A 24,082-nucleotide genomic window follows, 5' to 3' on the forward strand; every position below is an offset into this window, starting at 1 on the left:
GTGAACAACTATGTCTGTGCAGGGAACCATCCTTGTCCTCGACGGGGTATCGACCAATCGCATCATGCTGAAGGTACAGCTGACGGCGGCCTGGTATCACGTGGTGCAGGGTGAAAAGCTTGAAGGTTTGCCCGCACTGGTGCGGCGTACGCAACCGGATCTGGTTCTGACGGCCCAGACGTTGCCGGATGGAACCGCTGCGGATGTGAAGAAGGCGATCGTGAAGGAACCCGGCCTTGACGACGTTCCGGTCGTGGCGATTGCCGCGCAAAATGACCGGGACGCTCGGCTGCGGGCGTTGAAGGACGGGCTGGATGATGTGTTGACGCACCCGTTCAAAGACACCTTATTGTTGGCGCGCATTCGCAGCCTTTTGCGTGCCCGTGCGGTCACTCAGGATTTGCAGGTCAGCAACGGATCGCAACCGATCGGCTTCGCAGAGCCGGCCCCGACGATCATCAGACCCTCCAAAGCGGCGCGGGTTGACATTCTGACCCACACGGCCCGAACCGGCGCCCTTTGGCAAAAGGCCCTGAATGATCAACGTCAATTTGATCTGAACTGGCATCTTCAGTCAAACCTGCGTGGTGTATTGTCCGGGTCTGTTCCTGATGCGATCGTGGTTGAGCTGGGGTCGAACCCGGCCGGCCTGAATATCCTTGCCGACCTGAGATCACGCGGCGTGACCCGGCACACAGTTTTGATCGGGGTGCTGAAAGACGAAGACGCCGGACAAGCTTCGGAAGCTCTGGACCGAGGGGCCGATGCCGTCTGTCTCGGCGGGTTCTGCGCGCAGGAGATCCTGCTGCGGCTTGAAAACCAGATTGCCCGCAAGGCGCGGCTGGATCAGATGCGGGTCTCTCTCAAAAGGGGTATCGCGGAATCCTGGATCGACCCGTTGACCGGGCTGCACAATCGCCGCTACGCCATGCGCGCGCTGGATCAGATCGCGCGCCAATCCGCCAGAACGGGGCGCAGTTTTGCCATCATGCTGGCCGATCTGGATCACTTCAAGGCAATCAATGATGGCCATGGCCATGCAAGCGGCGATTACGTTTTGACGCAAGCGGCGGAACGAATGCAAAATGCCTTGGGATCCCGTGGCTTTGTCGCTCGCATCGGGGGTGAAGAGTTCATGATCGGGGTACCGGATGTGTCGCCCAAACAGGCGTTGAACCTGGCCGAAATCGTTTGTGACAGCATCTGCCAGTCCCCGTTCCTGTTACCGGACCATGGGGCACAGGTTGATGTGACGGTCAGTATCGGGTTGAAGTTGTCTCAGGCCGGTTTTACCCGGCAAGACTGTGCGGCCGAAAGCGTGGCAAACCTGATCAAGTCCGCGGATAAAGCGCTTTATGCTGCGAAGAAAGCAGGGCGCAATCAGGTGAGTATCAGGCAAAGTGCCGCCTGATCTGTTCAGTCTTTTTTCTTGTGCCCATGCGGCCCGCGTTTGACGACCTCCTGCAATCGGTCTGCATAGGCCTGCCGTTCATCATCGCTCATGGCGGTCACACGTGCCAGCCATTGCGTTTGCAAAGCCTGCTGCAAATCGGCAGTGGCCTGTGCTTGTTGTTGCAACAGAACCTGAACGGCGACCGGGTCGAAGGGCGTTGCGCGCAAAGCCTGACTGAGCGCTTCAAAATCCTGAGCGCGACCCTTGGACCCTTTTTTGTGCAGGCCCGTCAGCTCGCCCCGCATAGCCTTTCGATCATCCTTGGGAAGGGCCCGGTACAACGCGGGGCCGAAGCCGGGCGGTGATTTGGCATGATCCCCACCTTTGAGGCGCAATACCGTTCCAACAGCGACACCGACAACCAGCAGGTTCAGCGCCAGTGACAGGACCAGGACGACAGGAACCCACCTGCGTTTGGGCTTGGGATCAGCGTTCATTCCGTGCTCTCCAGAAAACTCGAGTCAAATCCAAGGTCGGCCACGAGGAAGGATGTCTCCTCCGACGCCAACAGGTTGGCCGGGTCCGGCAGAAAGGCTGGTGCGGAAAACCCGATCCAGACACCCGCAGAACTTGCGGCGACAAGCCCGCCAAGGCCCTGCCATCCCCCTACATTGCTTATCAACCTGTTCCATATCGAAGGTTTCGGGCGCGGCGCAGGCGCAAGGCGACCGAGGCGAACAGTTTCAGCATCCATCTGGATTCGCACGGCAAGATCGTCCGGCAGTGCCGGTCGCTGCCGCTGTGCCCGTGCAAACAAATGATCCAGTTGCAGGTCTTCATCCGCCATTTTCATACCCCAGTTCTTCACGTCGTCCGGCCAAAATCGCGGTCAGGCTGCGCTTGCCTCTTGCGGTCAGGCTTTCAACTGCTTCTACCGAAATGCCCATGATCCCGGCAATTTCGGGGTTGGGCAGCTCTTCAATATGGCGCAGCACGACCGCTTGTCGCTGCCGCTCGGGCAGCTCGGCCAGAGCCGACTGCAAGGCATCCTTGCGCGCCTCATCCTGCATACGGTCAACCACGCTGGCCTTGCCGTCTTCAGGTTCGGGAACGTCCGACAACCTGTCGGGTGTCTTCTTGCGCCTTATGTCCACGCACAGGTTCAACGTCACCCGGTACAGCCAGGTCGAAACCTTGGCCTGACCCGACACCCAATTCGGCGCCATCTGCCACAACCGCATCATCGCATCCTGCGTCACGTCTTCCGCCTCGGCCCGATTACCCAACATGCGCAGTGCAACCGAGTAACAGCGTGGCCCCAAACGATCGGTCAGGATGCGCGCGGCCCCCGCCTCGCCGTCGGCGAATTGCCTCAGCAACGCATCGTCGCTGAGAGTGCTCGCGGCGCAATCCGTACCGCGAGCGTCTTGTGGGTGGGAGGTCAGGTCCTCCATCCTGCATCAGTTATCGCTTGCGTTCGACTTGTGATGCTTTTTCTTTTGGTGCCGTCCCATCCGGTCCTTGGCATCGGCAAATTCCTGTTCCGAGATTCCGCCACTGTTGTCCGCATCCATCCGATCAAACATCTTGGCAGCCCGGCGCGGTTTCGGCAACTCATCCTGGCTGAGGAAGCCATCTTTGTTCGCGTCGTTGTTTTCGAACATCCTGGCAACCCGATCGCTTGCTTTCTTTTGGGCAGCGGCCTGCATTTCTTCCTGGCTCAGCTGTCCATCCCCATTTGTGTCTGCCTCGGTGAAACGCGCGGTGCGGTGCGCCTCCATCTCCTGTTGCGTCACCTGACCATCGCCATTGGCGTCCAGTTCCTGAAAGGACACCGGCTCGCGGCCACCCGGACCAGCGGCCAGAACAGAAGTACCGGTAATCGCAACCGCCGACATGACAATGGCCGAGATGAATGTAACGTTTTTCATTTCCGTTTCCTTTTGTTGACGCGGCCCGAGTGCCGCCGCTCATACCCATTCAAACGGGCTGCGCCAGGAATTCCGTCGCTGAAGTCGATATAATTTTTAAAGTTTCGGAATCGCCCCAAGTCGACGTGTCGGGCAGACGTTGCAAAGCGACGCACCCCCCTTTTAAAATTTCACGATCAGGCCCATTATCCGCAAAAGATTAATGCGCGAGTTACATTATGACGGATCAGACGATCGAGACGACCTCTGAAGATGAGCGTGAGACATGGCCCGCCCTGGTCAAGGGTTTTCGCTGCAAATGCCCCAACTGCGGGGAAGGCAAACTGTTGCACAGCTATCTCAAGGTCAATGACTCCTGCTCGAACTGCGGGCAGGAACTGTTTCATCATCGCGCTGATGACGGGCCTGCCTACCTGACAATCCTGCTGGTCGGCCATCTGCTGGCGCCGGCTCTGCACGTGTCGTACGTGCATTGGCGGCCCGATCCGTGGACAATGGCCATTGGCTTCTCCATCGCCTGCGTTGCCCTGTCCCTGTTCCTGTTGCCGCGCCTGAAAGGTGCCGTGGTGGCGTATCAATGGGCGCGTCGCATGCATGGCTTTGAAAAATCCGCGTGAACCGAACCAGTTGATCAGTTTGGACATGACACCCGACAAAACCGCCATCCGGGACGCAGCGACGGTTATCGTGCTGCGGGACAGATGGACAAACCCCTCGATCCTTATGGGGCAACGCGGGTCCAAGGCGGCGTTCATGCCGAACAAGTTCGTCTTTCCCGGTGGCGCGGTTGATCCGGCTGACGCGGATGTTCCATTGGCAACGGAATTGCCGGATCTGTGCTTTGAACGTTTGGGCGAACAGGCCGAGCCGGGGATTCAACGCGCCCTCGCCGCTGCCGCCATACGTGAACTTTGGGAAGAAACCGGTCTTGTTCTTGGCCAGCCGGGCACATGGCCCGGTCATGTTCCTGACGATTGGCAAAGCTTTGCCGCATTGGGTTACCTGCCAACTGCGGCTGCGCTTCAGTTCGTCTTCCGCGCCGTAACTCCTCCGGGCCGTCCCCGCCGGTTCGATGCGCGGTTCTTTCTGGTCGACGCCGAAACCCTGCAAGGTGATGTGGATGATTTCAGTCACGCCTCGGATGAACTGTCGCACCTGCAATGGGTGCAACTGGATCGGGCACGGGATCTGGATCTGCCGTTTATCACCGAGGTCGTTCTGGCGGAAATAGCAGCCCGGGTTACGTCCCCCGAGCCGCCATCGTCGGTTCCATTCTACAAAAACAACGAAGAAGCCAACCTGTTCCTGCGTCTCAGGGGCTATCCGATGCCAACCCACGACTGAGGGATCGGTTTCACCGCATCCGGCTGACCACCACCGTCACTTCGGGCTTTTTGCCAATTTCGGCTTTGGCTGTCTGCCGCACGATGCGCCGCATTTCTTCTTCCAGCTTGTCGTCATCGCGCAGGGTCTTGGCAGCGGCCCGCATCAGGAACTGGTTCAGATCCTCTTCCAGCACTTCGACCAACGCCGCACGGGACGTGCCGGTTTCGGGCAACCCCATGGTGTCGCACCACGGCTCGCCCAGCGGTTCGTCTTCTTCGTCCAGAACCACCGTCACCGTAACATGGCCGTTCAAAGCCATGCGGATACGATCCCGCACCACGCCGTCAAGGGCACCGATCTTCACGGTGCCGTCCAGATATGTGCGACCGGTTTCAACATAGTCGACGACCACAGGCGCATTGCCGCTGAGATCCAGCATGGTGCCGTTCACCGCCAGCACTCCGGTTCTGCCGCCTTGCTCAGCCAGTTTGACGTGTTCGCGCAGATGGCGGTGCTCACCATGCATCGGGATAACAATTTGCGGGTCGGTCAGTGCGTGCACTTTCTCAAGATCCGGCCGGTTCGCATGGCCTGAGACATGATAGAGGCCCGAACTGTCATCGACGACATCCACACCCTTTTCGCTGAGCTGGTTCATGATGAAGATCACGCCCCGCTCGTTACCGGGAATGGTTTTCGAGGAAAACAGGAACAGATCGCCCTCGGCCAGTTCCAGACCGCGGTATTTGCCACGGGCCAGTTGGGCGCTGGCAGCACGGCGTTCCCCCTGGCTGCCGGTCACGATCAGCATCAGGTTCTGACGCGGAAGGTCCAGAGCTTCCTCGGCGCTGATCACCTTTGGAAAATCCGCAAGAATACCGGTTTCGGTCGCGGCTTCGATCATCCTGCGCATCGCGCGACCCAGCAGAACGACGGAACGCCCGGCCTGTGCACCCGCTTCGGCCAGCGTTTTGACCCGCGCGACGTTTGAGGCAAAGGTGGTTGCCACGACCATGCCTTCCGCGCCTTCGACCAGCTTGACGATCTCGGGGCCAACTTCGGATTCTGAACGTCCCGGATGGGTCGAAAACACGTTCGTACTGTCACAGACCAGCGCCTTGACGCCGGGCTTGGCGACCTCGGCCCACAGGTCAGGATCAAAAGCCTCGCCCACGACTGGGGCCGCATCGAGCTTGAAGTCGCCCGAATGCACGACACGCCCCGCGGGTGTATCGATGACCAATGCGGCACTTTCGGGAATCGAGTGCGAAACCGGAAGGAAGCCAACGGTGAACGGCCCGACGGACACCTGTTCAGGCCAGGCGGAAACGGTCGTCACCGCCTCGGTCGGGTGCGCGTGTTCTTCCATCTTGCGGCGCGCGATATTGGCCGTGAAGGCACGCGCATAGACCGGCGCACCCAAGGCTTCGTAACAATGGGCTACGGCGCCGACATGGTCTTCATGGGCGTGCGTGATGAAAACACCGTCCAGCCGGTCGGCACGCTCTTTCAGCCATGAGATATCGGCATAGATAAGGTCAACGCCCGGCGTTGTATCCATATCGGGAAACGTCACCCCCAGATCCACAAGGATCAGGCGTTCCTTCCCCGGTTCACCATAGCCATAGACATAGGCGTTCATGCCAATTTCGCCCGCGCCACCCAGCGGCAGGTAGATCAATCTTTCACTGCTCATACGGAGCCATTATCCTTGTTGTAGCGATGGATCACGGTCAGCCCGTGCATCGTCAGATCATCTTCGATTGCGTCGAACCCCACGTCGGCCTGATCGAACAAGGGGGCCAGCCCTCCGGTGCCAACGACTTTCATCGGCATTCCGTATTCGTCCTTGATCCGGGCGATCAGCCCCTCGATCAGACCGGAATATCCCCAATACACGCCCGACTGGATACAACCAACCGTATTCGTTCCGATCACCTTGTCCGGTCGGGTGATATCGATATGCGGCAGTGCTGCCGCGCCCTGGTGCAGGGCCTCAAGGCTCAGGTTTACGCCCGGGGCGATTATGCCACCCACATAGGCACCATCGGCAGCGACGACGTCGAAATTCGTTGCAGTGCCGAAATCCACGACAACCACATTGCCGCCATGACGATCAAAAGCGCCAACCGCATTGGCCAGTCGATCCGGACCGGGCACCGTGCCTTCATCCACACGCGGCGGGACAGGCAACAGGCAATCGGGTTTACCCACGACCAATGGTCGGCAGCCAAAAAAGCGATCGGCGAAGATGCGCAGGTTGAACACCACACGCGGCACGGTCGAGGCGATGATCACGTCGGTGATGTCCGCTTCGATCCCGTAATGCTTCACCAGCGTCGAATACCAGGTGAAATACGCGTCTGCCGTGCGCGCATGGTGGGTCGAGGTGCGCAGGGTGCACAGGAATTCCTCACCGTCCCAGATCGAGAAAACGGTATTGGTATTGCCGCAATCGATGGCCAGAAGCATCTGCGCCCCTCTCAGAAAAAGACATCCGCCGCAGGAATGCTCACGCGGCCCTTGGCGGTGTTTAAGACAAGGTTACCGCTTGCGTCCACCGTTTCGAAGGTCCCAACCGTTTCTGACGTTCCGGTCCGCGCGGTGATGACCTCGCCCAACCGGGCCGCGCGGGACAGCCAGGCGGTGCGGATCGGTTCGAACCCATAGGTAACGAATTGGGTTTCGTAGTTGGCGTAGGCTGCGGCCAGTTCAGTCAAAAAGTCCTCGGGCGAGACATGCGCACCGGTTTCCGACAAAAGTGAAACGGGGCGGAGCGCGCCGGGCTCTACCGCGTCGGCATCCGGGGCATTGGCCAGATTTACTCCGATGCCGATGGACAGATGCGCGACACCACGCCCCTGCCCCGTGCTTTCCAAAAGGATACCGGCAAGCTTGCCACCGTTCAGCAGCACGTCATTGGGCCATTTCAGCGACAGTCCGGCAGCCCGCCCGGTAACGGCGACACACGCGTCAAAAAGTGCCAGCGCCGCCACGAAACTGCGCAAGGCCGCCTGTTCCGGCGCGCCCTGAGGACGCATCAGCAAGGTCGCCGCCAGGTTGCCCATCGGGTTGGCCCAGCTTCGCCCGCGCCGCCCACGCGCGGCCGTCTGATGATGCGCCATGATCCAGACGGGACCACGCGCATTCGGAGCAATCCGTGCCGCTTCGTTCAGCGTACTGTCGACTTCCTGCACCTCGTGCAGGCCATAGCCTTGGGGCCATTTTGTCATATCAAAAAGGCCCGGTCGCGCGACCGAGCCCCTCTTTCCGGTTGTGCAATACGATCAGTTGACAAGCGTGGCCGCCGCGGCTGCTGCCGCGCCCTCGACGCCGAACTGATAGAAGATACCGATCAGCATCAGGGCCGCAGACCCCATCAATGCCACCCACAGAACAGGGGTCGACCGGGTTTCGATCGGCTCTTCGTTCTCGGCCCCAAAATACATGTAGAACACGATCCGCAGGTAATAGAAGGCCCCGATGACCGAAGCGATGGCCGAGACGATCACAAGCCCAGTCAAACCAGCACTGACACCGGCCTGCCAGACGCCGAATTTCGCAAAGAAACCAAGCATCGGAGGTACGCCCGCAAGGCTGAACATCAGGATCAGCACCGCCAGCGCCTTGCCCGGATCACGTTTTGAATACTGGCGCAGAGCGTCAATGTCGGTGATGGGTTTACCGTCACGTTCCATCATCAGAATGAAGGCGAAGGTGCCGATATTCATGGTCACGTAGATGGCCAGATACATCAGCATCGCCTTGATACCCAGCTCGGTGCCGGCGGCCAGGCCAATCAGCGCATAGCCCATGTGGGCGATGGACGAAAACGCCATCAGACGCTTGATATCGCGCTGCCCGATCGCGGCCACGGCCCCCAGCAACATCGACAGGACAGATAGCAGGACAATCACTTGCTGCCAGTCTTTGACAATGCCGCCGAACGCGTCATGCAACAGGCGCGCGAACAACGCCATCGCCGCAACCTTGGGCGCCGTGGCAAAGAAGGCCGTGATCGGCGTAGGCGAACCTTCGTAAACGTCCGGTGTCCACATATGAAACGGAACAGCCGAGACCTTGAAGGCCAGACCCGAGATCAGGAAGATCAGGCCAAACAGCAGACCCAGCGAAACATCGCCGTGGTGAACTGTCTGGATGATGCCCGAGAACAACGTGGTACCGGTGAAGCCATAGACCAGCGACGCACCATAAAGCAGCAGACCCGAGCTCAGCGCACCCAGCACGAAATACTTCAGACCTGCCTCGGTCGATTTTGCACTGTCACGACGCAGTGCCGCCACGACATAGAGAGACAGCGATTGCAGCTCGAGGCCCATATACAGGGACATCAGATCCCCCGCGCTGACCATCATCATCATACCCACGGCGGCCAGTGCCACCAGCAACGGGTATTCAAATCGCAGCAGATCACGGCGCGCCATGTATTCCTGGCTCATGACCAGAACGGCACCCGCCGACAGCAGGATGGCAACCTTGGCAAAGCGGGCAAAGCCGTCATCGACGAACATGCCGTTGAAGGCGACGTTTGTACCTTCACCCTGAGTTGCAATCCAGATTGCCAGAAGGGCCATAAGACCTGCCGTGGTCCAGACCAGCAGAGGCGCCAGCCCGTCCTTTGTCGTATAGACAGCCCCCAGCAGCGCCGCCATCGCATAAAGCGCCAGAACGATTTCCGGCAGGATAATTGTCAGATCAGCCTGGATCATGTCTCCAAAGCTCCCTTAATGCGAAGCGGCTGTCTGAGTCGCAGCCTCAGCCGCGGCCAGAGCCGTGTCATAGTTCGAAATCAGCGCCGCTGTGGATTGCCCGATCACATCGGTCACCAGCGACGGGTAGACACCCAGCAGGATGGTCATCACGATCAGCGGGGCGAAGATCAACCGCTCGCGCGTGCTCATGTCGGTCATCGCCTTGAGGCTTTCCTTGATCAGATCGCCAAACACGACCCGGCGGTAGAGCCACAGCGCATAAGCCGCCGAGAAGATCACACCGGTCGCGGCCACCGCCGTTACCCAGGTGTTGACCTGGAACGCGCCCATCAGGGTCAGGAATTCGCCGATGAACCCGGATGTACCCGGCAGGCCGACATTGGCCATGGTAAACAACATGAAGACCAGCGCGTATGCAGGCATCCGGATCACCAGACCGCCATAAGCCTCGATATCGCGGGTGTGCATCCGGTCATAGATCACGCCGACACAGAGGAAGAGCGCGGCCGAGATGAACCCGTGGCTGAGCATCTGGAAGATCGCTCCGTCAATGCCCTGCTGGTTCGCAGCAAAGATGCCCATGGTCACAAAGCCCATATGCGCGACCGAGGAATACGCGATCAGCTTTTTCATATCCTCCTGCACTAGCGCCACCAGCGAGGTATAGACAACCGCGATGGCAGACATCCACAGCACCAGATCGGTCATCACGGCCGAACCCACCGGGAACATCGGCAGGCTGAACCGCAGGAAGCCATAGCCGCCCATTTTCAAAAGGATCGCCGCCAGTACGACCGAGCCCGCCGTGGGCGCCTGAACGTGGGCGTCCGGCAACCAGGTATGCACCGGCCACATCGGCATTTTCACCGCGAAAGAGGCAAAGAAGGCCAGGAACATCAGGGTCTGCATGCCGCCGACAACATAGATACCCAGCACGCTGAAGCCCTCGGACGAGAACTGGTGCGTCATCAGCGCGGCAATGTCCGTGGTGCCTGCATCGGCATACATTGCAACCATGGCCACCAGCATCAGGACCGAGCCAAGGAAGGTGTAGAGGAAGAACTTGAAGCTGGCGTAGATCCGATCCTTGCCACCCCAGATCCCGATGATCAGGAACATCGGGATCAGGCCCGCTTCGAAGAACAGGTAGAACAGCACCAGATCAAGCGCCATGAAGACGCCCAGCATCAGCGTTTCCAGCAGCAGGAAGGCAACCATATATTCCTTGACGCGATCCGTGACATTCCAGCTGGCCAGGATGGTCAGCGGCATGATGAAGGTGGTCAGCAGGACGAACAGAACACTGATGCCATCAACACCCATCTTGTACTTGAGGCCCATCAGCCACTCACCCTCTTCCACCATCTGGAAGCCGGGGTTCGACGGGTCAAAGCCTGTATAGATGCCGATGGAAACCAGGAAGGTCACAGTGGTGGCCAGCAGAGCAGTCCACTTGGCGTTCCGCTGTGCCGCTGCATCGTCACCCTGTAGGAACAAGGCCAGAATGCCTGCGGCGAAGGCGGGGATAAACGTGACGATCGAAAGGATATAGTCCATTAGTGGGCCCCTCCGCCGATCGACATCCAGGTCACAAGGGCCGCGATGCCCAGCACCATCCAGAAGGCATAGGTAAAGATGTACCCGGTCTGCGCCTTGCCGGCGAGGCGGGTGAAGAAGGGAACAACGCCCATTGCTACTCCGTTCAGGAAGCCATCGATTGTATTGCCGTCACCGCGTTTCCACAGGAAGCGGCCAAGCGCGACGGTGGGTTTGACGAAGATCGCATCGTAAATCTCGTCAAAGTACCATTTGTTCAGCAGGAACAGGTACAGAGGACGCTGGTTGGCGGCCAGACGTGCCGGTAGCGACGTATTCACGATGTAGAACCAGTACGCGACCACAAAGCCAAGCAACATGGCAGCGAACGGCGAAAACTTGACCCATTTCGGCGCGGCGTGCGCGTCGTCCAGAACATGGTTGTCTGGTGCCATATAGAGAGCACCCTCACCCGGCTTGCCCGCGAACACATAATGATGGTCACCGCCATGCGCGTCTTTCTCGCCATGTTCTGCATTGTCGGCATGGCTGTCAGCCGCGTGGCTTTCATCGGCATGGCTGTCTTCACCGTGCGAAGCATCCGCCGCAGCATGATCACCGGCCTCGGCGTGTTCTGACGCTTCTGCCACCGGAATACCGTAGAACTTGCCGACCTTGTCCGCATGGCCAAAGAAATTGCCATACCAGATCATCCCGGCAAACACCGCACCCAGCGACAGAACGCCCAGCGGCACCAGCATGGTCATCGGGCTTTCATGTGCGTGGTCATGCGTATGCTTGTCCCCGCGTGGTGTGCCGTAGAAGGTCAGGAAAATCAGACGCCAGCTGTAGAACGAGGTGAACATCGCCGCGATCACCAGCATCCAGAAGGCATAGCCGGTTCCGCCCGCATAGGCGCTTTCGATAATGGCGTCCTTGGACAGGAACCCGGCAAAACCGATTGTGGTAAGCGGAATGCCGACACCCGTGATGGCCAGCGTACCGATCATCATCGCCCAGAAGGTGTAAGGTATCTTTTTGCGCAGACCGCCGTACTCCGTCATCTCCTGCTCGTGATGCATGGCGTGGATCACCGACCCCGCGCCAAGGAACAACAGCGCCTTGAAGAAAGCGTGCGTCAGCAGGTGGAACATGGCCGCCGAGTACATGCCGACACCGGCGGCAACGAACATGTATCCCAGCTGGGAACAGGTCGAATACGCAATGACGCGCTTGATATCGGTCTGCACCAGACCCACGGTTGCCGCAAAGAACGCTGTCGAAGCCCCAAGGAAGGTGATGAACCCGGTCGCGCCCGGCGCGAATTCCATCAGCGGAGACATGCGGCAGACGAGGAACACGCCCGCCGTCACCATGGTCGCGGCGTGGATCAGGGCCGACACGGGCGTCGGGCCTTCCATCGCGTCGGGCAACCAGGTGTGCAGGATCAACTGCGCCGATTTACCCATCGCGCCGATGAACAACAGAACACAGATGACTTCGACGGCGGTCCATTCGCCCCACAGGAAATGCAGCTTTTCTTCTGCAAGAGCGGGTGCCGATGCGAAAATGTCCGAAAAGTTGATGCTGTCGGTCAGGAAGAACAGCGCAAAGATGCCCAGCGCAAAGCCAAAGTCACCCACACGGTTCACGATGAAGGCCTTCATCGCCGCCGCATTTGCCGAAGGCTTGCGATAGTAGAAGCCGATCAGCAGGTAGGATGCGACACCCACGCCCTCCCAGCCAAAGAACATCTGCACCAGGTTGTCCGCCGTCACCAGCATCAGCATGGCAAAGGTAAAGAAGGACAGATAGGCAAAGAAACGCGGCTTATAGCTCTCGCCTTCGCGCCATTGCGGGTCGTGATCCATGTAGCCGAAGGAATAGAGGTGCACGAGCGCCGAAACCGTGGTGACCACGATCAGCATGATGGCGGTCAGCCGGTCCAGACGAATGGCCCACGAGGTCGAGAGCGATCCGCTTTCGATCCAGCGCATGATCTCGATCTGCTGGGTGTGGCCGTCGAAGGTGAAGAACACGAGCCACGACAGCAGACAGGCCAGAAACAGCAGGCCCGTGGCCGTCCACATGGCCGCTTTCTCGCCTATGAACTTCCAGCCAAAGCCGCAGATCAGCGCGCCCACGAGCGGGGCAAAGAGGATTGTGGTTTCCATGATCCCTTACCCCTTCATCATATTGACGTCTTCAACCGCGATGGTGCCGCGGTTGCGGAAGAAGCAGACCAGAATGGCCAGACCAATCGCCGCCTCGGCCGCCGCAACGGTCAGCACGAACAGGGTGAACACCTGCCCGACCAGATCGCCGAGGAAGCTGGAAAACGCCACGAGGTTGATATTCACCGCCAGCAGCATCAATTCGATGCTCATCAGCAGGATGATGACGTTCTTGCGGTTCAGGAAGAGACCGAAGATGCCGATGACGAACAGCGTCGCCGCGACCGTAAGATAGTGTTCAAGTCCGATCATAGCTTCGCTCCTGGCGAGTCGGGGTAGTAGAGTTTGCAGCCGCAGGTGTAGTCGATGCGCTTGTGGTTTTCGGAACGACCAAAGAAATCTCTGACTTCTTTGGTAAACGTGTACCGGTTTTTGGTCGCAACCTCTTCAACGTTGGAAACCGTTGTTTCGGATGTCAGCCCAATTGCTCCAAGTGGCTTTTGGATGAGATCAATGGAACTCGGTGCATAGCCCGCGATTTCCGAAGAGTAATGCAACCCTTCCACGACGATGCCCGTTCCGTCAGCACAGTTCATAAAGAAAAGGCTTTCATCCGGGCTGCAGCCTTCGCCACTGTGTATACGTTGCCCAACACGCCCATTGCCAATGTCGACAACAGGCTTGCCGCCGAAAATCGCAAATTGCCCTCTGCCGCCATTTCGAAAACTGCAATCAGGCAGAACCTTTTTTATCTTGAAGCCTTCGTTTTGCGGCGCACTTTCACAGGCCATCGCACCTGTCGAAAGCGAAGCAAGGCAGCCTATTGCAGCAACAATTTTTGAAAACTTGTGCTTCACAACCCCTGCCCCGGTTTCACGTCCTTCAACTCCATCGCCTTGGCCGGGTCACGCATCATCTGGCCGATGATGTCCTGACGCTTGATGTCCTGACGGTGGCGCAGTGTCAAAACAATGGCGCCGATCATGGCCACCAGCAGGATCAGACCCGCCAATTGGAACAGAAGGAAGTATTGATCGTAAAGGATGACACCCAGCGCCTCGGTGTTGTGGCGATCTGCCGGGACCGGCTGAGCCAGATTGGCCGCCGCACCCTGCGCGCTGTCCCATGCCCCAAAGGCCATGACGAACTGCATCAGGATGACCAGACCGATCAGCAGGGCCAGCGGCATATAACGCGCCATTTCGGCCTTCAGCTCGGCAAAGTCCACGTCCAGCATCATCACCACAAACAGGAACAGAACCGCGACCGCGCCCACATACACGATGATCAGCAGCATCGCCACGAACTCGGCCCCCAGCAGCACGAACAGCCCCGCCGAAGACAGGAAGGACAGGATCAGCCACAGCACCGAGTGCACCGGCTGGCGGCTGATCACCGTGAACAGCCCGCCGGTGATGGCGCTGATGGCAAACAGGTAGAAGGCAAAGACGGTCATTGATCCTCATCCTCGTTGTCGCCCATGACCTCTTGCGCCAGATCCAGCGCGCGGGTCATGGCCGGGATGCCGGCAAAGACCGACATCTGACCGATCGTTTCCACGATCTCTTGTTTCTTGGCACCCGCCTCCAGTGCGTGGCGCACGGTCTGACGCACAGCCGCATCCGCCTGAGCGCCCTGACAGGTCAGCCCGGCCAGCGTCAGCAGCAGGCGGGTTTTGGCATCAAGCCCGTCGGTGTTGACGGTGTTGCCGAACATCATCTCCATGACCTCTTTCGGCATGGTCGGCCACAGCGCCTCGAAACCCTTGGGCGAGAAATTCTCCATCGCCGGATTCATCGCCTTGGCCATGTCCTGAGCCTGCTTCATCATCAGCTCGAACGGATTTGTCGGGCTGTCAGTCATCTGTACGGCGCGTCCATTTCCAGATTGCGGGCAATCTCGGCTTCCCAGCGTTCACCGTTATCCAGCAGTTTTTCCTTGTCGTAGAATAGCTCTTCCCGGGTTTCCGTGGCGAATTCGAAATTCGGGCCTTCGACAATGGCATCGACCGGGCAGGCCTCCTGGCAGAAACCGCAATAGATGCATTTGGTCATGTCGATGTCATAGCGCGTGGTGCGGCGGCTGCCGTCTTCGCGCGGTTCGGCGTCGATTGTGATCGCTTGCGCCGGGCAGACTGCCTCGCACAATTTGCAGGCGATGCAGCGTTCCTCGCCATTCGGGTAACGGCGCAGGGCGTGTTCGCCGCGGAACCGTGGGGACAGAGGCCCCTTTTCGTGCGGATAGTTCACGGTGGCCTTTGGGGCGAAGAAGTACTTCAGCCCCAGCTTCATGCCGACCCAGAAGTCTTGCAGAAGGAAGTATTTGGCAGCGCGGGTATAGTCGATTTGGGTCATATCAGCCTCCTACGCTCCAACGCGCAAACGCGCCCCAGAACCAGTCGAATTTCGCCGCAAAGGCCACGAAAACCACCCAAGCCAGCGAGAACGGCAGGAAGACCTTCCAGCCCAGCCGCATCAGCTGGTCATAGCGGTAGCGGGGCGTGATCGCCTTGACCATTGCGAAGATGAAGAAGAAGAACGCCATCTTGGCAACCATCCAAAGCACGCCATCGGGCAGGCCCGGAATCGGCGACAGCCAGCCGCCGAAGAACAGCAGTGAAGTCAGCGCGCACATCAGGAAGATGGCGATGTATTCGCCTGCCATGAACAGCAGGAAAGGCGTGGCCGAGTATTCGACCTGGTAACCGGCGACCAGTTCCGATTCCGCCTCGGGCAGGTCAAACGGGGGTCGGTTGGTTTCGGCCAGGGCCGAGATGAAGAACAGGAACACCATCGGGAAATGCGGCAGCCAATACCAGCTGAAGAACCCGAACGACCCATCCTGAGCGCGCACGATGTCACCGAAATTCATCGACCCGGTCGAGATGATCACGCCGATGATGATCAGGCCGATCGAAACCTCGTAGGAGATCATCTGCGCGGCCGAGCGCAGCGAGCCCAGGAACGGGTACTTTGAGTTCGACGCCCAACCGCCCATGATCACGCCATAAACCTCAAGAGAGGACACCGCGAATACATAGAGGATCGCAACGTTGATATCCGACAGAACCCAGCCATCGTTGAACGGGATCACCGCCCAGGCGATCATCGCCAGAACGAAGGATGTCAGCGGTGCGAGGATAAAGACCGTCCGGTCGGCGCCCGCGGGGATGACCACCTCTTTCACCACATATTTCAGGGCATCCGCCACCGATTGCAGCAGGCCGTAGACGCCCACCACGTTGGGGCCGCGGCGCATCTGGACAGCGGCCCAGATCTTGCGGTCTCCGTAAACAAGGAACAACAGTGAAATCATCACAAAGGCAACAACGGCAAGCACTTGCGCCAGAATGATGATGGCTATTCCGCCTGGGGTGTTAAAGAATTCAGCCATTGGTCCTCACACCGTGGGTATTCCGTTTTCCGCGCGCGATGCAAAGGCCAGAAGCCTGCGCAAACTGCGGCTGGGTCGGCGCGTTGGTGTAAACAGCATCTGCCGCCATTTCGCCACCCTTAATATTCGGTTTCACACGCAAACAAGGCGCGGCCAACTGCCGCCCGGCACCGGATGCGCCGATCTGCGATATGAAAAACGTCTGGGTCATTCCGCCGCGATCTTCTCGGATTTGCGGGCCTGTGCCAGTGCCGACAACTCGGCCATAAGCTGTGAAGCCCGTGCGATCGGGTTGGTCAGGTAGAAGTCCTTGATCGCATAGCGGAAAGTTGCGTTGCCCAAAGTACCGGCATCGAGAGCTTTCACGTCGTTCTCGATCACTTCGTCGATGCGGGCCAGATGCGGAACCGCCTCGATCAACGCCGTGCGCAATTGTGCCAGCGTGTCATACGGTAGCGTTGCGTTCAATTCGGCGGACAAGGCGCGCAGGATAGCCCAGTTTTCTTTCGCCTCACCCGGAGCAAACCCGGCCCGCATCGCCAGTTGCGGTCGGCCTTCGGTATTTACGAACAGGCCGTTTTCTTCGGTATAGGCCGCGCCTGGCAGGATCACATCGGCGCGGTGCGCGCCACGATCACCATGGCTGCCCTGATAGATCACAAAGGCGCCTTCGCCGATCTCGACCTCGTCCGCGCCTAGGTTATAGATCACATCCGCTGCGCTGATCGCGTCCATTCCGCCTTCGTTCGTGGCACCCACATCCATCGCACCGACGCGCGACGCCGCAGTGTGCAAAACGATCAGACCACTTTCCGTATTGGCCGCGATGGCTTGCGCAGCAGCCAGCACGGCGGCGCCGTCCGATTCCTGCAAAGCGCCCTGCCCGATGATGACCAACGAACGTTTGCTCTTGATCTCGTCATCTCCGCCCATGTCGACGACCTTTTGCAGCGCTGTTCGATCATCGCCAACATGGTGGTAGTCATATGTCAGATCGACCGCAGGACCGACCAAAGCGACTTCGGCGCCATGCGCCCACGCTTTGCGGATGCGCGCGTTCAGGACAGGCGCTTCGTCACGTGGGTTTGTCCCGATCAGCAGGATGCGTTCCGCGGTGTCGATATCTTCAATCGCGGCAGTGCCCGCGTAAGCGCCACGATTGCCCGCCGGAAGCTTTGCGCCATCGGTACGGCATTCGACAACACCACCCTGCCCTTCGATCATCTGTTTCAGCGCAAACGCCGCCTCGACCGGAGCCAGATCGCCCACGATACCGGCAGGTTTCTCGGCGCCCTTCAGCGCCTCTGCGGCCCTGGTCAGCGCCTCGGGCCATGAGGCCGGGCGCAGCTTGCCGTTTTCGCGGACATAGGGCTTGTCCAAACGCTGACGGCGCAGGCCATCCCAGACGAAACGTGTCTTGTCGCTGATCCATTCCTCGTTCACGCCGTCATGATTGCGCGGCAGGAAACGCATGACTTCACGGCCTTTGGTATCGATGCGTATGTTCGATCCCAACGCATCCATCACATCGATGCTTTCGGTTTTGGTCAACTCCCACGGACGCGCGGTGAAGGCATACGGCTTGGAGGTCAGCGCCCCGACCGGGCACAGATCGATGATGTTGCCCTGCAAATTCGAATCCAGCGTCTGGTTGAGATACGAGGTGATCTCGGCATCCTCACCGCGACCGGTCTGACCCATCTGAGTTATCCCGGCAACTTCGGTGGTGAAGCGCACGCAGCGTGTGCAGCTGATGCAGCGGGTCATCGCCGTGCCCACAAGCGGGCCAAGATCCAGGTCATCGACCGCCCGCTTTGCTTCCTTGAAACGGGATCCGGACATGCCATACGCCATCGCCTGATCCTGAAGGTCGCATTCACCACCCTGATCGCAGATCGGGCAATCCAGAGGGTGGTTGATCAGCAGGAACTCCATCACGCCTTCGCGGGCCTTTTTGACCATGGGAGAGTTCGTCTTGACCTCCGGGGGTTGCCCTTCAGGCCCCGGACGCAGATCACGCACCTGCATCGCGCACGACGCCGCGGGTTTCGGCGGTCCGCCGACGACCTCGACCAGGCACATCCGGCAATTGCCAGCAATCGACAGACGCTCGTGATAACAAAAGCGCGGCACTTCGACCCCGGCTTGTTCACAAGCCTGGATCAGGGTCATCGCGCCATCGACTTCGATTTCCTGTCCGTCGATATTGATCTTGCGGAGGTCAGACATGGCTCTCAATTCGCCCTCAAATAAACGCCAATGGCGCTGTTTCTTTGGATTTCTTTCTGCCCCAGAGTGCAGAATGTGTTGGGGTTGTCATAGGTCACGCCATTCGAAGCCAGATACGCCTCGCCCTTGGCGCGCATCCGGTCTTTCTCGGTATCCGAGTCGACATATGAGCGGATTTCACTGTCCGAATACCCCAGTTTGTTCGCTTTGGAGCGCAGCCCCCACATCACACTGATCGCTTTCAATCGCCGCCCGCTGATCGAGGGGCAATATTCCGAAATTTCATTTGCGATGGCGATGTAATAGAGTTCATCGTCGATCTCTTTGACATCCCTCAAGGGCGGCTTTGCTTCTGCGACGGCGGGAAACGTGATCAAGGCGGCCAGGGTGAGTGTCTTTGCAAAAGACATGGGTTTTCCTTTCGTTTTGGAAGTTCCAAAACGAACTGGTCCGGTCTTGCTAGGCAATAGCGGCCCGCGATCCATGTCGTGATATGCAAAACCGCGCGTCATGGCCGTTGGCATTTTCCCGCGAAGGTCAATTGATCATCAATGATGCGCAGGTTTTGCGGTTCGGTATCCGGCCCCACCTTCCAATCGATCCGCGAAGACCCGAAATTCTGCACACAGAACTTGGTCCCTTCATGACGCCCGGCTTCTCGCGCGCCGTCCAAGGACGCAGACGCGCCTTTCACCACAACGGTAAAGTCCGTAGGCGATGCTTTCTTGTCGACCGGCTTCGCCTTCGCCTTGAACGACTTCCCATCGAACAGAAGACGATCTTCCGACGGCTTGATGATGCCGCAGGCGGACACGCTTGCCAGTGCCAGCAGGACTACAAGGGTTTTTGGGGCCGTCATACTATCCCTCTTAGTGTTCTCGTCTGCCGGGTCGCCATCAGAACGCCGCCACCAATGCCATAAGCCCAATCACAAGCATGCAGGCCCAGCCCAATACATACAGCACGGACCGCAAGCCACTGTTTGGCTTACCTATGCCATTGATGTGCACCACCAGCATCACCAACCGCGCAACCAAAGCGACAGACGCCAGGAGATTGACCCAGAACGGGCTGACGCCCAGCAAAACCGCCGCGGTCACAACGGCCACAAACGCCGGAAGCGTTTCCGTTCCGTTCAGATAGGCCCGGTTCAGACGATAGGCCTTGTCAGAATAATCCTGCTCAGGGGTCGCCCCCGGCGCGAGGCCCTTGCCCTGCTTGGCCAAAGCTGAAAACGGGGCCAGGAACAGAACCACCAGTGTGAAAAGCACAACCGATGAAATCGCGTGGCTGTATTCTGCAAACATGTCCATCCCGTTCACTCCGCCGCCATCGCACCCATACGGCCCGATTTCTGAGCCTTGATGCGGTCTTCGATTTCTTCTCGGAAATTGCGGATCAAGCCCTGAATCGGCCAGGCTGCCGCATCGCCAAGCGCGCAGATCGTGTGACCCTCGACCTGTTTTGTCACGTCAAACAGCATGTCGATCTCTTCCAGTTCAGCTTCGCCGCGCACCAGACGGTCCATGACCCGCATCATCCAGCCGGTGCCTTCGCGGCAGGGCGTGCACTGGCCGCAGCTTTCGTGTTTGTAGAATTTCGACAGGCGCCAGATCGCCTTGATGATGTCGGTTGACTTGTCCATCACGATCACCGCCGCCGTTCCAAGGCCGGAGCCCAGATCGTTGCGCAGATAATCGAAATCCATGATCGCGTCGCGCATGTTCTCACCGCGCACACACGGAACCGAGGATCCACCGGGAATCACCGCCAGCAGATTGTCCCAGCCGCCGCGAATGCCGCCGCAATGGGTCTCGATCAGCTCCTCGAAGGAAATCGACATCGCCTCTTCCACGACGCAGGGGGAGTTCACATGGCCTGAAATTGCAAACAGCTTGGTGCCCGCGTTGTTCTGGCGACCGAAGCCAGCGAACCAATCCGCCCCACGACGCAGGATCGTGGGCACGACAGCGATGGATTCGACGTTGTTCACGGTCGTCGGGCAGCCATACAACCCCGCACCTGCGGGGAACGGCGGCTTCATCCGCGGCATGCCCTTTTTACCTTCGAGGCTTTCAATCAGGGCGGTTTCCTCACCACAGATATAGGCCCCTGCCCCATGGTGCAGCAAGATATCGAAATCCCAGCCCGAACCGGCAGCGTTCTTGCCCAGCAGACCCGCGTCATAGGCCTCGTCAATCGCGGCCTGCAACGCCTCGCGTTCGCGGATGTACTCACCGCGCAGGTAGATATAGCAGGTGTGGGCGTTCATGGCGAAAGACGCGATCAGGCAGCCCTCGATCAGCGTATGCGGATCATGGCGCATGATCTCGCGGTCTTTGCAGGTGCCGGGTTCGGATTCGTCCGCGTTGACCACCAGATAGGACGGGCGTCCGTCGCTTTCCTTGGGCATGAACGACCATTTCAGACCGGTTGGAAAGCCTGCGCCGCCGCGACCACGCAGACCGGAATCCTTCATCGTCTGAATGATCCAGTCGCGACCTTTATCGATCAGGCCAGCTGTGCCGTCCCAATGCCCGCGGGCCTGCGCACCCTTCAGCGTGCGTTCATGCATCCCGTAGATGTTGGTAAAGATCCGGTCCTGATCCTTCAGCATCGCGTGTTACCTTCAGCTGTCCTGACGCATGCGCCAGAGTTGAAAAATGTTGATGCCCGCATAGATGAACGCAGCCAGAGCCGCGAGATCAAACAGCAAAGCGTGCCGGGTCGTCAAACCCAGCGCGGGGCCAATAAACAGGTTCATTGCAAGCCAGATCAGCATGGTCACAGCGATGACCACTCCGATATGTCGGCCCTTGCGGGCTATGGCCTGTTCCTTGTTCTTGTCCATCTTCCCCCGATGCCCCGGTTGGGCACCCGTCTAGTCTTCGTACGTGCCCTCAGATTTGGCACGTTTGGCAAATTCGGTTTCTTCGCCCGCCGCAAGCTTGGTCGCCTGCTCGATCCATCCATCGCGTTCGATCCTGCCCTTGAACTTCAGGCGCGCATCAACCCACGCCACATGTTCGGGCGTCCAGGCAGCGATCTGGTCGTAGTGATAGAAACCCAGCTCGTTCAGCGTCTGCTCCAGCTTGGGACCGACGCCTTTCAACAGCTTCAGGTCATCTGCCTTGCCGTCGCGTGCAGCGGTCAGGGTCTCGGGCTGATCCTCTTTGACGTCCGTGGGTTTGGCTTCAACGTCTTTCGCAACTGGTTTGGCTTTCGCCTCGGCCGCTTGTTTCACAGCCGGTTTCGGAGCCTCAGGCGCCTTCGGAGGTTTCGCAGCAGCCGACGCACCCGCCTGCTTGCCATCCTTGCCAAGCCACGGTGTCAGGATCGGAACTTCGGTCCCGTCGATGCGCTTGACCGTGTCGCCCAGATCGGTCGCCAGTGCGACGCTTGCGTTGTATTTCGGCTTGCCGGCTTCATATTCGGACAGGCTGGAAAGCCCTTTCAACGGCTCGGCCGCGTAACGTCCGTTTTGAGGGCCGGGCGTCGGCACCTTGCCCGCCACCAGATCATCGAGAATCCTGCCGAAGCTCTCGGCGGTCAGGTCCTCGTAATAGTCTTTACCGATCTGTGCCATCGGCGCGTTGGTGCAGGAACCCAGGCATTCAACCTCTTCCCAGCTCAGCTTGCCGTCCGCCGACAGTTGGTGCGGCTTGGGCGCGATCTTTTCGCGGCAGACCGCGATCAGGTCCTCGGCCCCGCAGATCATGCAGGACGTGGTGCCACAGACCTGAATATGCGCAACGGACCCAACCGGTTGCAGCTGGAACATGAAGTAGAAGGATGCAACTTCGAGCACCCGGATATAGGCCATGCCCAGCATGTCGGCGACGGATTCAATTGCTGGGCGGGATAGCCAGCCCTCTTGTTCCTGCGCACGCCACAGCAGCGGAATGACCGCGCTGGCCTGACGGCCCTCGGGGTACTTGGTGATCTGCGCTTCGGCCCATTGCCGGTTGGCAGCGGTGAAGGCGAAACTATCGGGTTGTTCGGGGTGAAGACGGCGGAGCATTAGCGGTCAATCTCTCCAAATACGACGTCCATGGTGCCAATGATGGCGGCGACGTCGGCCAGTTGGTGGCCCTTGGCGACGTGGTCCATGGCTTGCAGGTGCAGGAAACCGGGCGCGCGCAGTTTAGCGCGGTAGGGCTTGTTGGTGCCGTCGGCAACCAGATAGACGCCGAACTCGCCCTTGGGGGCTTCGACGGCGGCGTAAACTTCGCCTGCGGGAACGTGGAAGCCTTCAGTGTACAGCTTGAAGTGATGGATCAGGCTTTCCATCGAGGTCTTCATATCGGATCGTTTCGGCGGGGTGATCTTGCCCCTTGCCAGAACATCACCGGGGCAGTCGCGGATTTTGGCGATGGCCTGACGGATGATCAGCAGCGACTGGCGCATCTCTTCCATACGGACGAGATAGCGGTCATAGCAGTCACCGTTCTTGCCGACGGGGATCTGGAACTCAAACTCATCATAGCATTCATAGGGCTGCGCGCGGCGCAAGTCCCATGCAAGGCCCGAACCGCGCACCATCACACCAGAGAAGCCGTATTTCTGGATGTCATCCTCGGTCACGACGCCAATATCGGCGTTACGCTGTTTGAAGATGCGGTTTTCGGTCAGCAGACCATCAATATCGTCCAGAACGGCAGGGAATTCGTGGCTCCACGCCTCGATATCGTCCAGCAGTTCCGGCGGCAGGTCCTGATGCACACCGCCGGGGCGGAAATAGGCCGCGTGCAGGCGGGCACCACAGGCGCGCTCATAGAACACCATCAGCTTTTCACGCTCTTCAAAACCCCAGAGCGGCGGGGTCAGCGCGCCCACATCCATGGCCTGCGTGGTCACGTTCAGCAGGTGGTTCAGGATGCGCCCGATTTCGGAATACAGTACCCGGATCAGCGAGCCGCGACGCGGCACCTCGACACCGGTCAGCTTTTCGATGGCAAGACACCAGGCATGTTCCTGGTTCATCGGCGCCACGTAATCCAGTCGGTCGAAATACGGCAGGTTCTGCAGATAGGTCCGGCTTTCCATCAACTTTTCGGTGCCACGGTGCAGCAGGCCGATATGCGGATCGCAACGCTCGACGATCTCCCCGTCCAACTCAAGCACAAGGCGCAGAACCCCGTGCGCCGCAGGGTGTTGCGGGCCGAAATTGATGTTGAAATTGCGGATCTTCTGTTCTCCGCTCAGCGCGTCCGTGCTGCCGTCATCGTATCTTGAGCCGTCCATCAACGCCCTCGTTTCTTTTTCGCTTCGGCCCGAACCCGAACCTTTTCCGCCTCGGCGGCCTTGGCTGCGGCCCCGGCCAGCAGAACCCCCAACGCGCCCAGAATGATCAACTCACCCATCATC

29 protein-coding genes are annotated in these 24,082 nt (G+C 59.2%); 3 read left to right on the top strand and 26 right to left on the bottom strand.

Annotated elements, in window-relative coordinates; translation table 11 throughout:
* Nucleotides 1-10 precede the first annotated feature (10 nt).
* On the top strand, nucleotides 11-1,411 hold the full coding sequence (locus NOR97_RS10205; protein WP_257599023.1) for a diguanylate cyclase: 1,401 nt from the start codon (nucleotides 11-13) through the stop codon (nucleotides 1,409-1,411).
* Between the two features lie 5 nt (nucleotides 1,412-1,416).
* Here the strand turns inward: NOR97_RS10205 and NOR97_RS10210 are convergent, their stop codons facing one another.
* The 4 genes from NOR97_RS10210 to NOR97_RS10225 are packed head-to-tail and all read right to left on the bottom strand — an operon-like array spanning nucleotide 1,417 to nucleotide 3,324.
* Nucleotides 1,417-1,890 (bottom strand): periplasmic heavy metal sensor, encoded by a 474-nt coding sequence (locus tag NOR97_RS10210; RefSeq protein WP_257599024.1) that lies wholly within the window; start codon nucleotides 1,888-1,890, stop codon nucleotides 1,417-1,419.
* A complete protein-coding gene (locus NOR97_RS10215; protein ID WP_257599025.1) occupies nucleotides 1,887-2,240 on the bottom strand; it encodes a hypothetical protein in 354 nt (117 codons plus the stop codon). Before NOR97_RS10215 ends, NOR97_RS10210 begins: the two co-directional genes overlap by 4 nt.
* Nucleotides 2,230-2,847, bottom strand: coding sequence for an RNA polymerase sigma factor (locus NOR97_RS10220; RefSeq protein WP_257599026.1), 618 nt, complete (start codon nucleotides 2,845-2,847; stop codon nucleotides 2,230-2,232). The genes NOR97_RS10215 and NOR97_RS10220 overlap by 11 nt, the downstream gene beginning before the upstream one ends.
* 6 nt (nucleotides 2,848-2,853) lie before the next feature.
* Nucleotides 2,854-3,324 (bottom strand): EF-hand domain-containing protein, encoded by a 471-nt coding sequence (locus NOR97_RS10225; protein WP_170343797.1) that lies wholly within the window; start codon nucleotides 3,322-3,324, stop codon nucleotides 2,854-2,856.
* A 218-nt stretch (nucleotides 3,325-3,542) separates the two neighbouring features.
* On the opposite strand from NOR97_RS10225, the gene NOR97_RS10230 reads away from it, so the two are divergent.
* Together NOR97_RS10230 and NOR97_RS10235 are read left to right on the top strand one after the other, a co-directional pair.
* Nucleotides 3,543-3,941: a DUF983 domain-containing protein gene (locus tag NOR97_RS10230; RefSeq protein WP_257599027.1), complete on the top strand. Its 399-nt coding sequence runs from the start codon at nucleotides 3,543-3,545 to the stop codon at nucleotides 3,939-3,941.
* A gap of 25 nt (nucleotides 3,942-3,966) precedes the next feature.
* Nucleotides 3,967-4,668, top strand: a complete 702-nt coding sequence (locus NOR97_RS10235; RefSeq protein WP_257599028.1) for an NUDIX hydrolase — start codon at nucleotides 3,967-3,969, stop codon at nucleotides 4,666-4,668.
* A gap of 10 nt (nucleotides 4,669-4,678) precedes the next feature.
* Here the strand turns inward: NOR97_RS10235 and NOR97_RS10240 are convergent, their stop codons facing one another.
* The 22 genes from NOR97_RS10240 to NOR97_RS10345 all read right to left on the bottom strand — a co-directional run bounded on the left by NOR97_RS10240 (nucleotide 4,679) and on the right by NOR97_RS10345 (nucleotide 24,081).
* A complete protein-coding gene (locus tag NOR97_RS10240) occupies nucleotides 4,679-6,346 on the bottom strand; it encodes a ribonuclease J (protein WP_257599029.1) in 1,668 nt (555 codons plus the stop codon).
* A complete protein-coding gene (locus tag NOR97_RS10245; protein ID WP_257599030.1) occupies nucleotides 6,343-7,122 on the bottom strand; it encodes a type III pantothenate kinase in 780 nt (259 codons plus the stop codon). The genes NOR97_RS10240 and NOR97_RS10245 overlap by 4 nt, the downstream gene beginning before the upstream one ends.
* A gap of 11 nt (nucleotides 7,123-7,133) precedes the next feature.
* Nucleotides 7,134-7,883, bottom strand: a complete 750-nt coding sequence (locus NOR97_RS10250; protein WP_171167330.1) for a biotin--[acetyl-CoA-carboxylase] ligase — start codon at nucleotides 7,881-7,883, stop codon at nucleotides 7,134-7,136.
* A 54-nt stretch (nucleotides 7,884-7,937) separates the two neighbouring features.
* A complete protein-coding gene (gene nuoN, locus NOR97_RS10255) occupies nucleotides 7,938-9,380 on the bottom strand; it encodes an NADH-quinone oxidoreductase subunit NuoN (RefSeq protein ID WP_117868412.1) in 1,443 nt (480 codons plus the stop codon).
* Between the two features lie 15 nt (nucleotides 9,381-9,395).
* Complete coding sequence (locus tag NOR97_RS10260; RefSeq protein ID WP_170343791.1) at nucleotides 9,396-10,940, bottom strand: NADH-quinone oxidoreductase subunit M; 1,545 nt, start codon at nucleotides 10,938-10,940, stop codon at nucleotides 9,396-9,398.
* Complete coding sequence (gene nuoL, locus NOR97_RS10265; protein ID WP_257599031.1) at nucleotides 10,940-13,093, bottom strand: NADH-quinone oxidoreductase subunit L; 2,154 nt, start codon at nucleotides 13,091-13,093, stop codon at nucleotides 10,940-10,942. Before nuoL ends, NOR97_RS10260 begins: the two co-directional genes overlap by 1 nt.
* 6 nt (nucleotides 13,094-13,099) lie before the next feature.
* On the bottom strand, nucleotides 13,100-13,405 hold the full coding sequence (gene nuoK, locus NOR97_RS10270) for an NADH-quinone oxidoreductase subunit NuoK (protein ID WP_005984024.1): 306 nt from the start codon (nucleotides 13,403-13,405) through the stop codon (nucleotides 13,100-13,102).
* Complete coding sequence (locus NOR97_RS10275; protein WP_257599033.1) at nucleotides 13,402-13,950, bottom strand: hypothetical protein; 549 nt, start codon at nucleotides 13,948-13,950, stop codon at nucleotides 13,402-13,404. The genes nuoK and NOR97_RS10275 overlap by 4 nt, the downstream gene beginning before the upstream one ends.
* Nucleotides 13,947-14,549, bottom strand: a complete 603-nt coding sequence (locus NOR97_RS10280) for an NADH-quinone oxidoreductase subunit J (protein WP_152458578.1) — start codon at nucleotides 14,547-14,549, stop codon at nucleotides 13,947-13,949. The genes NOR97_RS10275 and NOR97_RS10280 overlap by 4 nt, the downstream gene beginning before the upstream one ends.
* Nucleotides 14,546-14,956 (bottom strand): carboxymuconolactone decarboxylase family protein, encoded by a 411-nt coding sequence (locus tag NOR97_RS10285; protein WP_257599034.1) that lies wholly within the window; start codon nucleotides 14,954-14,956, stop codon nucleotides 14,546-14,548. The genes NOR97_RS10280 and NOR97_RS10285 overlap by 4 nt, the downstream gene beginning before the upstream one ends.
* The gene (gene nuoI, locus NOR97_RS10290; RefSeq protein WP_170331439.1) at nucleotides 14,953-15,447 is read right to left on the bottom strand and encodes an NADH-quinone oxidoreductase subunit NuoI; all 495 of its coding nucleotides are present in this window, start codon (nucleotides 15,445-15,447) and stop codon (nucleotides 14,953-14,955) included. Before nuoI ends, NOR97_RS10285 begins: the two co-directional genes overlap by 4 nt.
* A 1-nt stretch (nucleotide 15,448) precedes the next feature.
* Nucleotides 15,449-16,486 (bottom strand): NADH-quinone oxidoreductase subunit NuoH, encoded by a 1,038-nt coding sequence (gene nuoH / locus NOR97_RS10295; RefSeq protein WP_152458581.1) that lies wholly within the window; start codon nucleotides 16,484-16,486, stop codon nucleotides 15,449-15,451.
* Nucleotides 16,479-16,697 (bottom strand): hypothetical protein, encoded by a 219-nt coding sequence (locus NOR97_RS10300; protein WP_257599035.1) that lies wholly within the window; start codon nucleotides 16,695-16,697, stop codon nucleotides 16,479-16,481. The genes nuoH and NOR97_RS10300 overlap by 8 nt, the downstream gene beginning before the upstream one ends.
* Nucleotides 16,694-18,715 (bottom strand): NADH-quinone oxidoreductase subunit NuoG, encoded by a 2,022-nt coding sequence (gene nuoG / locus NOR97_RS10305; RefSeq protein ID WP_257599036.1) that lies wholly within the window; start codon nucleotides 18,713-18,715, stop codon nucleotides 16,694-16,696. Before nuoG ends, NOR97_RS10300 begins: the two co-directional genes overlap by 4 nt.
* Before the next feature lie 5 nt (nucleotides 18,716-18,720).
* Nucleotides 18,721-19,125, bottom strand: coding sequence for a DUF5333 domain-containing protein (locus tag NOR97_RS10310; RefSeq protein WP_170343786.1), 405 nt, complete (start codon nucleotides 19,123-19,125; stop codon nucleotides 18,721-18,723).
* 98 nt (nucleotides 19,126-19,223) lie between these two features.
* On the bottom strand, nucleotides 19,224-19,574 hold the full coding sequence (locus NOR97_RS10315) for a hypothetical protein (protein WP_170343785.1): 351 nt from the start codon (nucleotides 19,572-19,574) through the stop codon (nucleotides 19,224-19,226).
* 37 nt (nucleotides 19,575-19,611) lie between these two features.
* Nucleotides 19,612-20,028 (bottom strand): MAPEG family protein, encoded by a 417-nt coding sequence (locus tag NOR97_RS10320; RefSeq protein WP_257599037.1) that lies wholly within the window; start codon nucleotides 20,026-20,028, stop codon nucleotides 19,612-19,614.
* Between the two features lie 5 nt (nucleotides 20,029-20,033).
* On the bottom strand, nucleotides 20,034-21,332 hold the full coding sequence (nuoF, locus tag NOR97_RS10325; RefSeq protein WP_257599038.1) for an NADH-quinone oxidoreductase subunit NuoF: 1,299 nt from the start codon (nucleotides 21,330-21,332) through the stop codon (nucleotides 20,034-20,036).
* A gap of 12 nt (nucleotides 21,333-21,344) precedes the next feature.
* Nucleotides 21,345-21,566: a DUF5337 domain-containing protein gene (locus NOR97_RS10330; RefSeq protein WP_257599039.1), complete on the bottom strand. Its 222-nt coding sequence runs from the start codon at nucleotides 21,564-21,566 to the stop codon at nucleotides 21,345-21,347.
* 30 nt (nucleotides 21,567-21,596) lie between these two features.
* Nucleotides 21,597-22,736, bottom strand: a complete 1,140-nt coding sequence (locus NOR97_RS10335; RefSeq protein ID WP_257599040.1) for an NADH-quinone oxidoreductase subunit E — start codon at nucleotides 22,734-22,736, stop codon at nucleotides 21,597-21,599.
* Nucleotides 22,736-23,959, bottom strand: a complete 1,224-nt coding sequence (locus NOR97_RS10340; RefSeq protein ID WP_170343780.1) for an NADH-quinone oxidoreductase subunit D — start codon at nucleotides 23,957-23,959, stop codon at nucleotides 22,736-22,738. Before NOR97_RS10340 ends, NOR97_RS10335 begins: the two co-directional genes overlap by 1 nt.
* On the bottom strand, nucleotides 23,959-24,081 hold the full coding sequence (locus NOR97_RS10345) for a hypothetical protein (RefSeq protein ID WP_257599041.1): 123 nt from the start codon (nucleotides 24,079-24,081) through the stop codon (nucleotides 23,959-23,961). The genes NOR97_RS10340 and NOR97_RS10345 overlap by 1 nt, the downstream gene beginning before the upstream one ends.
* Nucleotide 24,082 lies beyond the last annotated feature (1 nt).

The sequence above is a fragment of the Ruegeria sp. YS9 genome, assembly GCF_024628725.1.
Classification (GTDB): domain Bacteria; phylum Pseudomonadota; class Alphaproteobacteria; order Rhodobacterales; family Rhodobacteraceae; genus Ruegeria; species Ruegeria atlantica_C.

What these genes read in the sequence shown, in the direction of transcription:
- nuoF (WP_257599038.1), bottom strand. Translation starts at nt 21,332, where the DNA reads ATGCTGAAGGATCAGGACCGGATCTTTACCAACATCTACGGGATGCAT.
- NOR97_RS10205 (WP_257599023.1), top strand. Translation starts at nt 11, where the DNA reads ATGTCTGTGCAGGGAACCATCCTTGTCCTCGACGGGGTATCGACCAAT.
- nuoK (WP_005984024.1), bottom strand. Translation starts at nt 13,405, where the DNA reads ATGATCGGACTTGAACACTATCTTACGGTCGCGGCGACGCTGTTCGTC.
- nuoN (WP_117868412.1), bottom strand. Translation starts at nt 9,380, where the DNA reads ATGATCCAGGCTGATCTGACAATTATCCTGCCGGAAATCGTTCTGGCG.
- nuoI (WP_170331439.1), bottom strand. Translation starts at nt 15,447, where the DNA reads ATGACCCAAATCGACTATACCCGCGCTGCCAAATACTTCCTTCTGCAA.
- NOR97_RS10230 (WP_257599027.1), top strand. Translation starts at nt 3,543, where the DNA reads ATGACGGATCAGACGATCGAGACGACCTCTGAAGATGAGCGTGAGACA.
- NOR97_RS10335 (WP_257599040.1), bottom strand. Translation starts at nt 22,736, where the DNA reads ATGCTCCGCCGTCTTCACCCCGAACAACCCGATAGTTTCGCCTTCACC.
- NOR97_RS10215 (WP_257599025.1), bottom strand. Translation starts at nt 2,240, where the DNA reads ATGGCGGATGAAGACCTGCAACTGGATCATTTGTTTGCACGGGCACAG.
- nuoH (WP_152458581.1), bottom strand. Translation starts at nt 16,486, where the DNA reads ATGGCTGAATTCTTTAACACCCCAGGCGGAATAGCCATCATCATTCTG.
- NOR97_RS10225 (WP_170343797.1), bottom strand. Translation starts at nt 3,324, where the DNA reads ATGAAAAACGTTACATTCATCTCGGCCATTGTCATGTCGGCGGTTGCG.
- nuoL (WP_257599031.1), bottom strand. Translation starts at nt 13,093, where the DNA reads ATGGAAACCACAATCCTCTTTGCCCCGCTCGTGGGCGCGCTGATCTGC.
- NOR97_RS10345 (WP_257599041.1), bottom strand. Translation starts at nt 24,081, where the DNA reads ATGATGGGTGAGTTGATCATTCTGGGCGCGTTGGGGGTTCTGCTGGCC.
- NOR97_RS10340 (WP_170343780.1), bottom strand. Translation starts at nt 23,959, where the DNA reads ATGGACGGCTCAAGATACGATGACGGCAGCACGGACGCGCTGAGCGGA.
- NOR97_RS10320 (WP_257599037.1), bottom strand. Translation starts at nt 20,028, where the DNA reads ATGGACATGTTTGCAGAATACAGCCACGCGATTTCATCGGTTGTGCTT.
- nuoG (WP_257599036.1), bottom strand. Translation starts at nt 18,715, where the DNA reads ATGTCTGACCTCCGCAAGATCAATATCGACGGACAGGAAATCGAAGTC.
- NOR97_RS10235 (WP_257599028.1), top strand. Translation starts at nt 3,967, where the DNA reads ATGACACCCGACAAAACCGCCATCCGGGACGCAGCGACGGTTATCGTG.
- NOR97_RS10315 (WP_170343785.1), bottom strand. Translation starts at nt 19,574, where the DNA reads ATGACGGCCCCAAAAACCCTTGTAGTCCTGCTGGCACTGGCAAGCGTG.
- NOR97_RS10245 (WP_257599030.1), bottom strand. Translation starts at nt 7,122, where the DNA reads ATGCTTCTGGCCATCGATTGCGGCAATACCAATACCGTTTTCTCGATC.
- NOR97_RS10330 (WP_257599039.1), bottom strand. Translation starts at nt 21,566, where the DNA reads ATGGACAAGAACAAGGAACAGGCCATAGCCCGCAAGGGCCGACATATC.
- NOR97_RS10240 (WP_257599029.1), bottom strand. Translation starts at nt 6,346, where the DNA reads ATGAGCAGTGAAAGATTGATCTACCTGCCGCTGGGTGGCGCGGGCGAA.
- NOR97_RS10285 (WP_257599034.1), bottom strand. Translation starts at nt 14,956, where the DNA reads ATGACTGACAGCCCGACAAATCCGTTCGAGCTGATGATGAAGCAGGCT.
- NOR97_RS10210 (WP_257599024.1), bottom strand. Translation starts at nt 1,890, where the DNA reads ATGAACGCTGATCCCAAGCCCAAACGCAGGTGGGTTCCTGTCGTCCTG.
- NOR97_RS10310 (WP_170343786.1), bottom strand. Translation starts at nt 19,125, where the DNA reads ATGTCTTTTGCAAAGACACTCACCCTGGCCGCCTTGATCACGTTTCCC.
- NOR97_RS10300 (WP_257599035.1), bottom strand. Translation starts at nt 16,697, where the DNA reads ATGACCCAGACGTTTTTCATATCGCAGATCGGCGCATCCGGTGCCGGG.
- NOR97_RS10260 (WP_170343791.1), bottom strand. Translation starts at nt 10,940, where the DNA reads ATGGACTATATCCTTTCGATCGTCACGTTTATCCCCGCCTTCGCCGCA.
- NOR97_RS10220 (WP_257599026.1), bottom strand. Translation starts at nt 2,847, where the DNA reads ATGGAGGACCTGACCTCCCACCCACAAGACGCTCGCGGTACGGATTGC.
- NOR97_RS10250 (WP_171167330.1), bottom strand. Translation starts at nt 7,883, where the DNA reads ATGACAAAATGGCCCCAAGGCTATGGCCTGCACGAGGTGCAGGAAGTC.
- NOR97_RS10280 (WP_152458578.1), bottom strand. Translation starts at nt 14,549, where the DNA reads ATGACCGTCTTTGCCTTCTACCTGTTTGCCATCAGCGCCATCACCGGC.